Source organism: Amycolatopsis sp. NPDC000009 (assembly GCF_055563465.1).
On record NZ_JBVHDI010000025.1, the window covers coordinates 77,425 to 89,490 of the forward strand.

The following is a 12,066-nucleotide window of genomic DNA, read 5'->3' on the forward strand; positions in this document are numbered from 1 at the left end:
GACCGGCCCGCCGAACAGCAGGGGATTCTTTCTTTTTGGAGTGAACAAAGGTCTTGACGCAACTGGTTCAGACCATGACACTGAATCGCGCGCCGCCGGTGACCTGGTTCACACCCACTCGAGGAGACCCATGTCCCTAACAAGGAGATTGCTCGCCCTGACCACGCTCGTCCCCTTGGCGCTAGGCCTTTTCAGCGCCCCCGCGCAGGCCGCGCCCGCCACCTTCACCCATCCAGGCGTGCTGGTCAGCCGCCCGCAACTGGACTTCGTCCGCGCCAAGGTGCAGACCGGCGCGCAGCCGTGGAAACAGGCGTACGACGCGATGATGTCGAGTTCGTACGCCTCATTGTCCCGGTCACCGAAACCCCGCGCCGTCGTCGAATGCGGTTCCTATTCGAATCCGAACATCGGCTGTACCGATGAACGGCAAGACGCGATCGCCGCTTATTCGCTTTCGCTGGCCTGGTACATCACCCGCGACACGAAATACGCGGCCAAGGCGATCGAGATCATGGACGCGTGGTCCGCGGTGCTGAAGGATCACACGAACAGCAACGCTCCCCTGCAGTCGGCGTGGTCGGCCTCCTCGTGGCCACGTGCGGCGGAGATCATCAAGCACACGTACCCGAGCTGGCCGAATTCCGGCCGCTTCGGCACCATGCTCCGGAACGTGTACCTGCCCGAGGTGATCAACGGCAGTCACAGCAACGGCAACTGGGAACTCAGCATGACCGAGGCCGCGATCGGCATCGCGGTGTTCCTCGACGACAAGGCGGCCTACGACAAGGCCGTCGCGAAGTTCCGCACCCGCGTCCCCGCCTACCTCTACTTGACCGGCGACGGCGCACTCCCGAAGACCGCGCCCGGCAGCGGCCTGAACACCCGGGACAAGATCGTCAAGTACTGGCAAGGCCAGACGACCTTCGTCAACGGCCTCTCCCAGGAGACCTGCCGCGACTTCACCCATACCGGCTACGGCCTCGCCGCCATCGCGAACTTCGCCGAGACCACCCGCATCCAGGGCCAGGACCTCTACCCCGAGATCGCCGACCGGCTCCGCGAAGGCCTCGGCTTCCACGCGAAGTACCAGATGGGCGCCGCCGTCCCGTCGTGGCTGTGCGGCGGCAGCCTGAAACTCGGCCTCGGCCCGATCACCGAGGTCGGCTACAACCACCTTCACACCCGCCTCGGGCACACCATGAGCAACACCGAAGCCCTCACCCTGCGCCAGCGGCCGGCGGGCACCAACAACCTGTTCGTCTCCTGGCAGACCCTCACCCACGCCGGCAACCCCCAGTGACCCCGTGGGGGCCGCCCGAATGCGGCAGGGCGGCCCTCACGGACCGTTTTCCCTGCTCAGACACACAGTGACCCCTGGTTGCAAGCCCCCGTCCGGGACCCGCTAAAGTACTCACATCGCACTCCACGGAGCGCGGGTCCGGGCTGTGGCGCAGTTTGGTAGCGCACTTGACTGGGGGTCAAGGGGTCGCAGGTTCGAATCCTGTCAGCCCGACGGACGAAGCGGGTTTCCGCAGCTCAACGGCTGCGGGAGCCCGCTTTTTCATGTGGTCAGAGGTGTCGTTCCGGTTCAGCACAGCGCTCGGTGACACCGTCTGCGGGCCGCGAACCGCGCGATCACAACTCGCTACAACCAAGAACTCGCCGTCACTCAGCTTTCCGACTTCCTCGGCGGTCCCAGAACTCCCGGAGTTTCTCGAGAAGATGGACATGGCCGCTGACGGCGACAGCGACGCCGCCCGAGACCCTACCGACGTCGAACGCAAGCACCTCGAGTGATGGGGATCCAGCAGTTCTCGCACTCTTCCCACTCGTGGCCGTAATCGTCGCTCTCGGCGTGATGCTGCTGGTGGGGTTCACCAAAAAGGGCTCGGTGGCAACCATCGCGATGACCGTTCGGCGAATCAAGCTGCACACGGCGGTTCCGCCGGACATGGTCTATACCTGGCTCACCCAGCACTACCCGACCGGGTACTCGGTCGACGGACCATGAGCGCTCCGCCGAGGTCGTGTTCGAGTCGTTTGATCTGGATCGACAGCGGGGTCGGACCGACCGGCGGTGTGGACGACGTCCTTGTCGAGCAGTTGGCCGCTCGTGCGAAAGCCGGCGCCTCGTCGGTGTCCGAGGTGTTCAGGGCGGCACATCAGGGCGGCACGAAAGCGCGCAGGAGCCGAGCTCGAGTGGTCGCGTGGCGGCGATGGGTTTTCCCCCGAAGGAAAAGGTCTGGAAAGGTGCACGCGGCAGCGCATACGTTCCCCTCGGAACTCATCACTCGACCGATCAAGGGGAAGGGATCGGCAATGTCGAGCATGACATCAGGCAGGCGCTGGGGAAAGCTGGCCGTGGCACTGGTATTGGCTGTTCCTCTGGGAGTTCTCGGCACCGCATCACCAGCGGCCGCGGAGACCACCTTTTCGGTGGGGCCGGACGACGGCAGTAAGAAACCCGGTGACGTCGATGGCTGCGATCGCACCGGAACACCCGGGGTCTACGACGACAGCGGCTCGCGCACTTACAAGGGGCGTCATCTCACTCTCTACACCGAAAAAATCTGGGACTACTGGGCTCACGCCACGATCACCGGAAAGGTGGCCAAGAAGGACAAGGTGTACGTGCAGCGGAGCTTGTACGCCTTCAACATGCACTCCAAGCCCAGGTATCCTTCAGACGATTACGTGCGGGCCATGGGTGGTGTCAAGACCTGCCGGCACATCGCGAACAGTTCGGATGCGAGCCGTGACTATGCGCGTACCGGCTCGGTAGCGCTTCAGACAGGCGAGAACAACCGCAGTTATGCGGTACGGGCGTGCGTGAAGCCCACAGGTGGGAAGTTCAAGTGCACCCGCTGGTTCATCGACCACTACTGATCCACCGTCAAGCTGATGGCCGGTGAGGGAGGCTCCCTTGCCGGCCGCTACGCGTCTAGTGAGCCCCGGCGCCGGGAACGATGCGCTCCCCCGGAAGCCGGTCGGGACGGGCAAACGGGAAGTGGTCGAACCTGAGTACTCCGCGCACGCCACCTTGAACGAAGACACCCACAGCCCGTCGGCTTCCGAACTGCTGCACCGCTTCCACTACGACCTGGCAGGCACCCCCACCCCATCCCAGATCACGGCCCTGTCCACCATCACCACACCCGAGCACCTGCTCTACGGCAGCGACTACGTCTGGACCCGCCACCCCCAAGTCCTCCACGGTACCTGCGGTACTCGAGCGCGGTAAGCGCCTTGCGATGGCCCTCGCCGTAGCGCACGTCGAGGAGCCGCCGGCCAAACCTGTCAGCCCGACGGACACAGAAGCCGCTTGACTTGGGTGATTCCCAAGTCAAGCGGCTTTTTTGTGCCGACCATGGAACCTAGCTCATCAGACCGCTACGTTCGCAGGGAGACCAGGTCGCCCATCCTCGAGCTCGACGTCACGGAGGCAGCCATGCGTAACGAGGTCATGCAACGACTGGACGTCTTGATCGGCTCGTGGCGGACAACGCTGTGCAACGCCTGGTTCCTGGACCCCGCCGACCAGGAGGTGCCCGGCTCGGCGACGGTGGAATGGCTCGGTGACGCGTTCGTGGTTCTCCGCTGGACCATGGGCGACGACGACACGGCAGCGAGCGAGATGGTCCTCGTACTCGGCCGCAGCGACGCCCGCGACACCTACACAGCCCTTTACCATGACGAACGAGGTGTCTGCCGGGTCTTCGCCATGACTTTCGACGGCACGAGCTGGCGCCTGGACCGCCAAGACCCCGACATGCACCAACGCTTCATCGCCGACGTCCGACCAGACCGGATCACCGCACGCTGGGAAGCGTCCGAAGACCACGGATCCACTTGGCGCAAGGATTTCGACCTCGTCTTCGAACGGATTCAGGCGAGCGTGGCGCCGTAAGCGGTGAGCACGGACCGTAAGGGCTGGTAGAAGCTGACTTGGCTGTTCCCGCCGGACAGCACTCCGTAGCCGACGCCGCCGTAGAACAGCGGGCCGCCGCTGTCACCGCTCTCGATGGGGATGTCGGTCGCGATCGTCCCGACGACCTGCTTGTCCTTGCCATAGTTCACGGTCTGGTTGAGGCCGAGTACCTTCCCGCACGTCTTCTTCGTCGTCATGCCGCTCTTGCACACCGTTTGCCCCACCTGCGGGATGCCCGCGCGAACGATCCGCTGGGTGCTGCCATCGTGAAGATCCACCTGGCTGGGCCCGGAGCCGGAGAGGTCCCGGACGCGGCCGTAATCGGTCACCGGGAAGTGGGTGTCCACGTGAGGGCCGATGCCCTCCCAGTCGAGCCCGTGTGCGGTGCAGTGCCCGGCCGTGAGGATGTATCGGACGCCCTCGACGAGGATCGCGAACCCCGCCGAACAATAGTACGGTTCACGGCCGGGTCCCGGCGAGACGCTGTACATCGCATCTCCGCCGTCCACCGCGGGCCGCTGGGCCGCGGACGCGACCGGGCAGGCCGACAAGATGGCCGCGGCCACGGAAATCAGCACCCCGGCCTGCTTACGGCGTGAGCAGCCGAACATGGTCATGTCCTTCCAACCTCGGGAGACTGGAGATGTGCGACCAGTCCAGTGCCGCGCGGCCGGCGGCACAACCGGAGTCAGCCTGACGAGTGATCCGAAGCCGTCGGCGTCCCACCGGTCCTGAAGCTTGCGACCTCAGCCCTTGATCTCCGTCCGAAGTCGCTCGGCAAGCCGCACGGACGCCTCGATCTCTTCCCGCCTGATCGACACGCTTTCGACGTTGATGCCGAACGGAACGCCCAGGCCGCGGCAGTAGGTCATCAGTTCGGTAGCCGCCGCGACCGCGAACCGATACGACGCTTCGAGGGTGTCGGCCGCGTGCCTGAGGTCGTTCGCGATCCAGCGCGGTACGTCGACGCCCAGCCACCGCAGAAAGTCCAATGTTTTCAACGATCCGCAGAGCGAGAAGGTGAAGACGACCGGAACGGGTGCCCGGCCGCGCGCAACGCATTCGTAGTGGTAGTCGGAGACGAGGTTCTTCGCTGCGTTGACGTCGTAGACCACCTGTGTCACGAAGAACCGGCAACCGGCATCCTGCTTCGCCAGCAATCGCAGATGTTCGTCGTCCCGGCGGCTGTGACGTTCCGGAATCGCCACGCCGCCCAGCGACAGGCCAGGGTTGACGTCACGCCGCAGCGCTTGGGCATCGGCGAGCGAGGTCATGGCGTCGACCTTGCTGGACGAAGCGCCGACGAGAACGGTCATCACCCGTGCCGGGTCCTGGGCCGCCAACCATGACCGCAGCTCCGATGGCGCGTACTTCCCGGTCGCCCGGTAGACGACGACCGGGGTCCGCCAGTTCGAGAAGTTGTTCGCGAGATAGTTCGCGGGGTCGAGGGTCGGAGAGAACGGGAACGGGCGCCGCGCCGGATTCCGAGCCACTTCGTCATCGATGTCGTAGAGGATCAGGCCGTCGAGATTCAACGGGCGCAAGCGAGCCATGGTGGCGTCGGCGATCTCTTGAACGCGTTCGCGTGCGGTGGCCAGGCGCGGCGGTGTCAGTGCGAACAGCAGGAATTCGCCCGCGGCGCGGTCGATACGGCGCACAAGGTCCATGAAAGGACCGTAGCCGAAGGCCGGCCATCTGACGTCGCGACGGGCGTCCGGCAAGTCCCGGCTACAGGTCGAACTCTCCCGGCGCGAGGCTGCGGGCCAGGCAGAACTCGTTTCCTTCCGGGTCGGCCAGTACCACCCAGGACCGGCCTTCTCCCTGTCCCACATCCGCCTTGGACGCGCCGAGTGCGAGCAACCGCTCCAGTTCGGTCTGCTGGTCGCTGTCGATCGGACAGATCTCGAAGTGCAGCCGGTTCTTGGCGAGGGCCTTGGCCTCGGGAACACGGACGAAAACCATACTCGGCACAGCGGGCCCGCCACGCAGTGCGGCCAACCGCTGTTCGTCCGGCTCCTCCGGATCGGGCCCGATCTCGACCGCGGCGCCGTTCTTGTCCTCATAAACGACGTAACCCAGAACGCCGCACCAGAAATCCGCCAGTTTCCGTGGGTCCACGCTGTCGATGGTCATCCATTCGAACCGACTCACCATGTACGACACCTTTCCCTTGCGGCAGCTCGGGTTCACCCTATTCCAGAACCCCGGGCCGCGTCGCCACCGATCAGGGCGGTGCCGGTTCACTCGAATCCGGCCAAGCGTCATCCATTGTCCACAACGGACATTCCCGGAACTTGCGAACGAACGGCCGCGTCTTCGCCCGCCACTTCGGCGACGACGAGGTTCACCCTTGCGACACCTTCGGAGAGGGGCTAGCTGGACCGGCTTGGGGGAGCGTGGTCTCGGCGCCCGCGCCCACGAGCGGCTGCTCCACGCCCTGCTCGTCGACGGTGAGGTACTCGACGACAACGAGACCCTGGTCCGCCTCGCCACCGAAATCGGCCTGCCCGCCGAGGAGACCCGCCGGGTACTCGCCGGGGACGACTACGCGGAGGCGGTGCGGGGAGGACGCCCGCGAGGCGCGGCGGCTGGGCGCCGGGGGCGCACCGTTCTTCGTCTTCGACCGCGCTCTGGGTGACTCGGGCGCGGAGTCCGTCGACGTCTTCGTCAGCGTTCTCCGCGAAGCTCGCGAACGGTCGATGTCGTAGCGGCCGTCACTCCCGCCTGCCGAAGGCGACCGAAACCGCATCAGAACATTTCTGGGGAGGATGTACGGATGTCAGGGTTGAGTCGACGGACGATGCTGCAGAGAGCCGGGTGGGCGGCCGCCGGATTGGCCACCGCCCAGGGGGTCTCTGCGCCCGCGGCGGTGGCGGCCGATTCCGGGGGCGGCTGCGTTCCCCCGCTGGGGCTGGTGGTGGTCGGCCCGGACGACCTGCGTTACCAGGATCTGGTCCAGCGCGGCCACAAACGCCATGTCGCGCGCCCGGACCAGGTCTGCGTGGTGGATTCGACCGGGCAGGTCGAGAAGGCACTCAGGGACGCGGTTCGGGCGGGCAAGAAAGTGACGGTGCGCGGCGGCGGGCACTGCCTGTCGGACTTCGTGGACAACCCCGGGGTCCGCGTGATCATCGATCTGTCCGGTATGCGCCAGGTTTACTTCGACCGCCACCGCGGCGCCTTCGCGGTCGAGGGCGGAGCGCTGCTCGGCGAGGACGTGTACCGGTGGCTCCGGCGTACTTTCCGCATCCACGGGCCGGGTTCACCGCGGACCAGCTGCGGGCGATCCACCACGTGCTCAGCGCGCCACACGACGACAGCCTGCTCAACGGATCGGTCGGGCTGGCGAGCTACGGAGGCAGGATCAACGCGGTCGCCCCGGCCGCCACCGCCTTCGCCACCAGGGACGCGGTGATCAAGCTGACCTACATCGCGGCCTGGAAGGATCCGGCGAAGGACGCGATCCACGACGCGTGGGTCCGGCATTTCTACCGGACCGTCTACGCGGCGACAGCCGGCGTTCCCGACCCGAAGGACGGGGCGTACATCAACTACCCGGACAACGACCTGGCGGACCCGGCCGTCAACACTTCCGGGGTCCCCTGGTCCACCTTGTACTACAAGGACAACTATCCCCGGCTTCAGCGAGTCAAGGCGCGCTGGGATCCTCGCGATGTGTTCAACCACGCACTGGCGATCCGGCCGCCGTCGTGACGGAGGGCGCCTTACTGGCCGGCCCGAAACGGAAGAGGTCGTAGCCCCGGAACCGCGAGCGCTTCCGGCGAGTCCCAGTTGAGAACTGGACGTACAACGACTACAAGGGGATGAATGAAGACCCTACTCAAGAAGGCGACGATCACTGCCGCGGCGAGCGCGCTGATGCTCGGCCTCACCACGGTGGGCACCGCTTCCGCCGAGGCGGCGGCCATCACCTGCGACTCGAAGTCCAGCGGCAAGGACGGCCCCTTCTACCATGGGGAATCGGCCTCCTACGCCTACGACAAGCGGTTCGGCAAGAGCCACCCCGTCCCCGCGCTGGCGACCAACATCCCCCAGGGCACGGCGACCTGGTCGAACTGGGACGGATCGAACGACCTGATCCTGGTCACCTCGTACGAGTCGGGCCACCGCAGCGCGATCATCATCGGGATCGACGCCAAGACCGGCAAGCAGGTCGGACAGGCGCTGCTCGCGTACTCGCACGTCGGCGGGATCGCCGTCTTCGAGAAGCAGGGTTGGGCATTCGTGTCGGGCAAGGGCGACACGATCCGCAAGTACTCGCTGGCGAAGCTGAAGAACGCGATCAAGAAGTCGCTTCCCATCGAGCAGGAAGGAAAGGCGCAGACCGTCTACGCCTCGTCCTTCCTCACCAGCCACGGCCCGACCAACACGCTGTGGGCGGGCAAGTTCGAAGACGCCAAGCGCGGATCGATGCACTCGTACACCGTCGGCGCGTACGGCAAGCTGGGCTACCGGCCGGGGTCGTGGGAGGTGCCGACGAAGACGCAGGGCCTCGTCGTCACCAAGGACCTGTTCATCTACAGCACTTCGTACGGCAGGAACAACCGCAGCAACATCTACGTGGTCCGGCGCGGCGCCGGCGACAAGGACCTCGACACGGCCAAGAAGCACTGCTTCCGCGCGCCGAGCATGTCCGAGGGGCTGACGGTGTACGGCAGCAACGTCTACCTGGCGTACGAGTCCGGAGCGCACTACTACAGCAAGGCCGCGGACAAGCCGAGGAACATCATCTCGAACCTGCACAAGGCGTCACTGTCCTCTTTGGAGGCACTCGCGCCCCGGTGATTTCGGTACGTTGTGCGTTTCTGGCGGGGTCGTGAGCGGTGAAGACGGTTATTGAGAGGTAAGGCAAAGCTGTCGTGCTGCGAGGGCTGATCATGACCTAAACCGTCCACAAGGGACACCAGTGGCCCGCCCGATGTCCGATTTGAGCCGCTTCGCGCGAGGGGCGCAACGTGGCGTAGGGGTCACCCGCACCCTGCCGGTCCGTGAAGGCCCCCTTCCCTACCTTGAGCGTAGGGAAGGGGCCCTTCGCGGGCTTCCGTTCACCACCGACACGCCACCTTTGCCGTACCCCTCGAGAGAACCACCACTCACGCCCCCCCAGGTCGGACGCACGCGGAAGTCTTGACCGGATGATCGGGCCTCCCACCGGCACGGCGCCGAGCTCCCGAAGCTGTCACCAGCTCACGCTGAACTCCGCCGTCGCCCCGCTCCCCGTTTTCGTGAGCTTCCCGATCCGGCTCCGCCGTTCCGGAGACGGATCCTCGTGCGGAAGCAAGCTCGCGTCGGTGATGTAGTTCCACGAAGCCCACCACGAACCATCAGGCGCTTGGAACGCGTTGAACGCACCGGGCCCCCGCTTGTTGCCCGGCAGGTTCTTCTTGCGGTACTCCGCAGGCAGGCCGGGCCGGAAACGCGGCTCGCCGTCCGGGTCCGGCTGGTAGGAGAAATACGCCCGTCGCCCGGCCATCGGGGTGCATCGGTTGTCGGTCAGCGCGGTTCCGCAGTAGGCGACTCCGGTCGAGTAGCGATTCGCGTACCAGTTGTTGCCCGAATAGAAGAGGTACCAGTCACCGTCGATGCGGACGGCGTTGGGATTCTCGATCGTGAGGACGTCCTCGGCCGGGCTGTTGTGGTGCGTCCACTCGAGGTTCGCGTTGTCGATGAGCTTCTTCGCGTCGGCTTCGGCTATCCGCCGCACATGGCGGGGCCGGTCGAAGTCCAGTTTCGCCGCCCCCAGGGCGGTGACGCGGTCCTGTGTCCACGCGCCGTTGCGCAGGGTCAGCCAGACCTCGCCCTGTCCCCTGCTCACATCGGCGTCGATCGCCCACCCGCGATCCGGGCAGAACAGCGGATCGGCGTTGGCGACGAAGCCTCCCGTGGCCCGCAGTGAGGTGGCGTAGCCGACGCAGTGTTTCGCCTGGCCGGCGGGCTCGGGGCCGGGAAGCGCCGCGCTGTAGAAGACGTAGTAGACGACGCGGCCGTCCTCCTTGTGTGCGAACAGCGCCGGCGTCCACAGTGGAGAGTCCGGTCTCGCCCAGTAGCCCGCGGGGAAGGTGACACCGTCCCAGGCGTCGCCGTCGACAGCGCCTCGGCGCTGGAACGATCCGCCGCCGAACTCGACTTTCGTGTACGGCAGCTTCTTGCCGGGCACGCTCGCGCCGACCGCGACGTAGGTGTTCGTCTCCGGGACCCGCATCAGATCCGCCGCCGGGAACCGGAAGTCCAGCGACTCGTCGCGCGGCCCGGTCTCGGCCGTCGCAGCCGGCACACCTGTCAGCAGGCTGACGCCGCAGACGAAGGCGATCAGGGCGCGTCGCATCATCGGGTCACCGTCACCCGTGCGCGCACCGGACGGTGGTCGCTCCCGTAGCCGCCGAGGGCGGCCACCTCGGACCCGGTCGAGTCCTTCTTGGCCCACACGTGGTCGATGGACCTGCTGCCGTGGCTCGGGGCACTGTAAGAATCGGCCACCCGCCGCAGCCCGGTCATCAGATCCGAACCCGGTTCGGCGTTGAAGTCTCCCATGACGATCGGTTCGGCCGCCCGTGACGCGAACCAGTCCGCGGTGTTGCGGACCTGCAGATTGTGCAGTTCACGGTTGGGGGCGAACCGCTGCGCGGACGGTGTCAGATGCACGACGCCGACGACCCACTCGAAGCCCGCACCTCCCACCCGCACCCAGTTGACGTACTTCGGCGGCACCCAGCAACCGCAGTCACCGGGCTCCGCGGGGCCGGTACCGGGCGTGGACGGGTCCACTTTGGACGCGGGTGAGATCTCGCGCGCACCGTGGCCGGTGATGGTCACGGTGCCGCGCACCAGGATGGCGTTGTGCTTGACCGCGCGGCGGTCCGACTCGTAGATGGCGACGTATCCCGTCGCGGCCGCGGCCTCCTTCACCACCTCCTCGCGGTCGGCGACCTCCTGCAGCCCGATGACGGCTGGGCGCTCGGACTCGACGAGACGGACGAGGTCGGCCTTGAGGCCGCCAGCGTCGCCCACGTTGTAGGTGACGACCTTGATCGTGCGTTCCGTCGCCGCCTCGGCGCCGGGCGCCGTGACGAGCGTGGCGAACGGCACCAGTAGCGCCAGCGCGAAGGTCTTGCGCCTCGAATGCTTCATGGGATTCCCTCCAGTGTCGATGACGGAGGGAATCGGACCATCGGCCGCCGCCACGGGCAACGCTCCGCGCGATCCCGTCATCTTCCGGAAAGAATTGGCCGTCGCCTACTCCTGCGAAGGGTTCTCCCAGACGAAGGTGACCTTGTTGCCCGCCGGATCCACGATCTCCGTCAGTTTGACGAAGCCGAAGTCCTGGATCGGGCCGCATTCCACCCCCCGCTCGGTGAGGCTGCCGACGGTTTCGCCGATGTCCTCGACGACGAGGACCACAGTGCTCTTGCCCGCGGTTTCCGGATCGTGGGCCACTTGGATTCCGGCGTTCCCGGTGATCCGCCATTCCGCGACACCTTCCATGGGTTCGGTGTCGGGCCGCCGCCCGATCCACCGCTCGTACCAGGTGACGGCGGCGGCATGGTCGGAGACCGGCAGGACCGCGTAGACATCCTTGAAGTTCGGCAAGGTCGGTCGTCCTTTCGCTCGAGGATCGCCGACCACCCTAGGCCGATTTGCCCGAGTTCGCCGTGGCTTTACAAGGTCACCTTTACCCTGCTCCGCGTGACCGGCAGACGGACTGTGAGGACGACCGCGCGGCTTTTCGCCGTGTTGGCCGTGCTCACCGCCGTCGCCCTCTTGCAGGGCGCCCTGTGCAGCGACGGAGCGGCGGCGGCAGGCTCGCCCTGTGCTCCCCTGTTCGCCGCCGAAGCCGCCCACACCACGAACGCGGCCGACGAATGCGCTCCGGCGGGGTCGCGGCTGAGCCCGGCAGACCAGCCTCTTCCGGACGACCACCTCGACGACGTCGCGGGCATCGGTATGGCACTGCTGGCCGCGCTCGTCCTGCTCGTCCGGCATCATCGCCCCGGTGGGACGGGAATACCGCCGTCCTCCCCGGCAAAGCGTTCGACGGCCACTCCACCACTCGTCCAGCTCTGCGTTTCCCGTACCTGATCCGGCAAGCCCATGCCGCTTTCAGTTGCCGGAACCGAGCC

The 12,066-nt window shown here is 66.3% G+C and carries 15 protein-coding genes, 1 tRNA gene and 1 pseudogene; 10 read left to right on the forward strand and 7 right to left on the reverse strand.

Annotated elements, in window-relative coordinates:
• The first annotated feature begins 130 nt into the window (after nt 1–130).
• The 6 genes from ACZ3HL_RS39380 to ACZ3HL_RS39405 all read left to right on the forward strand — a co-directional run bounded on the left by ACZ3HL_RS39380 (nt 131) and on the right by ACZ3HL_RS39405 (nt 3,907).
• Nucleotides 131–1,300 (forward strand): alginate lyase family protein, encoded by a 1,170-nt coding sequence (locus ACZ3HL_RS39380; protein ID WP_465421986.1) that lies wholly within the window; start codon nt 131–133, stop codon nt 1,298–1,300.
• 139 nt (nt 1,301–1,439) lie between these two features.
• A tRNA-Pro gene (locus ACZ3HL_RS39385) sits at nt 1,440–1,513 on the forward strand.
• Between the two features lie 318 nt (nt 1,514–1,831).
• The gene (locus ACZ3HL_RS39390; protein ID WP_465536725.1) at nt 1,832–2,011 is read left to right on the forward strand and encodes a hypothetical protein; all 180 of its coding nucleotides are present in this window, start codon (nt 1,832–1,834) and stop codon (nt 2,009–2,011) included.
• A 29-nt stretch (nt 2,012–2,040) separates the two neighbouring features.
• Nucleotides 2,041–2,886, forward strand: a complete 846-nt coding sequence (locus ACZ3HL_RS39395; RefSeq protein WP_465536726.1) for a hypothetical protein — start codon at nt 2,041–2,043, stop codon at nt 2,884–2,886.
• Nucleotides 2,887–3,007: 121 nt separating this feature from the next.
• Nucleotides 3,008–3,241 carry a hypothetical protein gene (locus tag ACZ3HL_RS39400; protein ID WP_465536727.1) on the forward strand — a complete coding sequence of 78 codons (234 nt, stop codon included), beginning with the start codon at nt 3,008–3,010 and terminating at the stop codon, nt 3,239–3,241.
• A 207-nt stretch (nt 3,242–3,448) separates the two neighbouring features.
• A complete protein-coding gene (locus tag ACZ3HL_RS39405; RefSeq protein ID WP_465422071.1) occupies nt 3,449–3,907 on the forward strand; it encodes a hypothetical protein in 459 nt (152 codons plus the stop codon).
• Here the strand turns inward: ACZ3HL_RS39405 and ACZ3HL_RS39410 are convergent.
• The 4 genes from ACZ3HL_RS39410 to ACZ3HL_RS39425 form a co-directional block, all read right to left on the reverse strand.
• Nucleotides 3,886–4,545, reverse strand: coding sequence for a S1 family peptidase (locus ACZ3HL_RS39410; protein WP_465422072.1), 660 nt, complete (start codon nt 4,543–4,545; stop codon nt 3,886–3,888). The genes ACZ3HL_RS39405 and ACZ3HL_RS39410 overlap by 22 nt on opposite strands.
• Before the next feature lie 129 nt (nt 4,546–4,674).
• A complete protein-coding gene (locus tag ACZ3HL_RS39415) occupies nt 4,675–5,595 on the reverse strand; it encodes a methylenetetrahydrofolate reductase (RefSeq protein WP_465536729.1) in 921 nt (306 codons plus the stop codon).
• 61 nt (nt 5,596–5,656) lie between these two features.
• The gene (locus tag ACZ3HL_RS39420; protein WP_465536730.1) at nt 5,657–6,082 is read right to left on the reverse strand and encodes a VOC family protein; all 426 of its coding nucleotides are present in this window, start codon (nt 6,080–6,082) and stop codon (nt 5,657–5,659) included.
• 190 nt (nt 6,083–6,272) lie between these two features.
• Nucleotides 6,273–6,677, reverse strand: coding sequence for a hypothetical protein (locus tag ACZ3HL_RS39425; RefSeq protein ID WP_465536731.1), 405 nt, complete (start codon nt 6,675–6,677; stop codon nt 6,273–6,275).
• Between the two features lie 51 nt (nt 6,678–6,728).
• Here ACZ3HL_RS39425 and ACZ3HL_RS39430 point away from each other — a divergent pair.
• From ACZ3HL_RS39430 to ACZ3HL_RS39440, 3 genes and pseudogenes are all read left to right on the forward strand, one after another.
• Nucleotides 6,729–7,139 (forward strand): annotated as a pseudogene (locus ACZ3HL_RS39430) (FAD-binding protein); the annotation flags it as partial.
• A 14-nt stretch (nt 7,140–7,153) separates the two neighbouring features.
• Nucleotides 7,154–7,642: a BBE domain-containing protein gene (locus ACZ3HL_RS39435; protein WP_465536733.1), complete on the forward strand. Its 489-nt coding sequence runs from the start codon at nt 7,154–7,156 to the stop codon at nt 7,640–7,642.
• A gap of 114 nt (nt 7,643–7,756) precedes the next feature.
• Nucleotides 7,757–8,734 (forward strand): hypothetical protein, encoded by a 978-nt coding sequence (locus ACZ3HL_RS39440; RefSeq protein ID WP_465536735.1) that lies wholly within the window; start codon nt 7,757–7,759, stop codon nt 8,732–8,734.
• 394 nt (nt 8,735–9,128) lie between these two features.
• On the opposite strand, the gene ACZ3HL_RS39445 is transcribed toward ACZ3HL_RS39440, so the two are convergent.
• The 3 genes from ACZ3HL_RS39445 to ACZ3HL_RS39455 all read right to left on the reverse strand — a co-directional run bounded on the left by ACZ3HL_RS39445 (nt 9,129) and on the right by ACZ3HL_RS39455 (nt 11,536).
• Nucleotides 9,129–10,277 carry a family 43 glycosylhydrolase gene (locus tag ACZ3HL_RS39445; RefSeq protein WP_465536736.1) on the reverse strand — a complete coding sequence of 383 codons (1,149 nt, stop codon included), beginning with the start codon at nt 10,275–10,277 and terminating at the stop codon, nt 9,129–9,131.
• A complete protein-coding gene (locus ACZ3HL_RS39450; RefSeq protein WP_465536738.1) occupies nt 10,274–11,077 on the reverse strand; it encodes an endonuclease/exonuclease/phosphatase family protein in 804 nt (267 codons plus the stop codon). The genes ACZ3HL_RS39445 and ACZ3HL_RS39450 overlap by 4 nt, the downstream gene beginning before the upstream one ends.
• 105 nt (nt 11,078–11,182) lie before the next feature.
• Nucleotides 11,183–11,536, reverse strand: a complete 354-nt coding sequence (locus ACZ3HL_RS39455) for a VOC family protein (RefSeq protein WP_465422081.1) — start codon at nt 11,534–11,536, stop codon at nt 11,183–11,185.
• Nucleotides 11,537–11,632: 96 nt separating this feature from the next.
• Between ACZ3HL_RS39455 and ACZ3HL_RS39460 the strand changes: the two genes are divergently transcribed.
• Nucleotides 11,633–12,025, forward strand: a complete 393-nt coding sequence (locus ACZ3HL_RS39460) for a hypothetical protein (RefSeq protein WP_465422082.1) — start codon at nt 11,633–11,635, stop codon at nt 12,023–12,025.
• Nucleotides 12,026–12,066: the final 41 nt, after the last annotated feature.

What these genes read in the sequence shown, in the direction of transcription:
- ACZ3HL_RS39415 (WP_465536729.1), bottom strand. Translation starts at nt 5,595, where the DNA reads ATGGACCTTGTGCGCCGTATCGACCGCGCCGCGGGCGAATTCCTGCTG.
- ACZ3HL_RS39405 (WP_465422071.1), top strand. Translation starts at nt 3,449, where the DNA reads ATGCGTAACGAGGTCATGCAACGACTGGACGTCTTGATCGGCTCGTGG.
- ACZ3HL_RS39425 (WP_465536731.1), bottom strand. Translation starts at nt 6,677, where the DNA reads ATGCGGTTTCGGTCGCCTTCGGCAGGCGGGAGTGACGGCCGCTACGAC.
- ACZ3HL_RS39410 (WP_465422072.1), bottom strand. Translation starts at nt 4,545, where the DNA reads ATGACCATGTTCGGCTGCTCACGCCGTAAGCAGGCCGGGGTGCTGATT.
- ACZ3HL_RS39420 (WP_465536730.1), bottom strand. Translation starts at nt 6,082, where the DNA reads ATGGTGAGTCGGTTCGAATGGATGACCATCGACAGCGTGGACCCACGG.
- ACZ3HL_RS39440 (WP_465536735.1), top strand. Translation starts at nt 7,757, where the DNA reads ATGAAGACCCTACTCAAGAAGGCGACGATCACTGCCGCGGCGAGCGCG.
- ACZ3HL_RS39450 (WP_465536738.1), bottom strand. Translation starts at nt 11,077, where the DNA reads ATGAAGCATTCGAGGCGCAAGACCTTCGCGCTGGCGCTACTGGTGCCG.
- ACZ3HL_RS39445 (WP_465536736.1), bottom strand. Translation starts at nt 10,277, where the DNA reads ATGATGCGACGCGCCCTGATCGCCTTCGTCTGCGGCGTCAGCCTGCTG.
- ACZ3HL_RS39380 (WP_465421986.1), top strand. Translation starts at nt 131, where the DNA reads ATGTCCCTAACAAGGAGATTGCTCGCCCTGACCACGCTCGTCCCCTTG.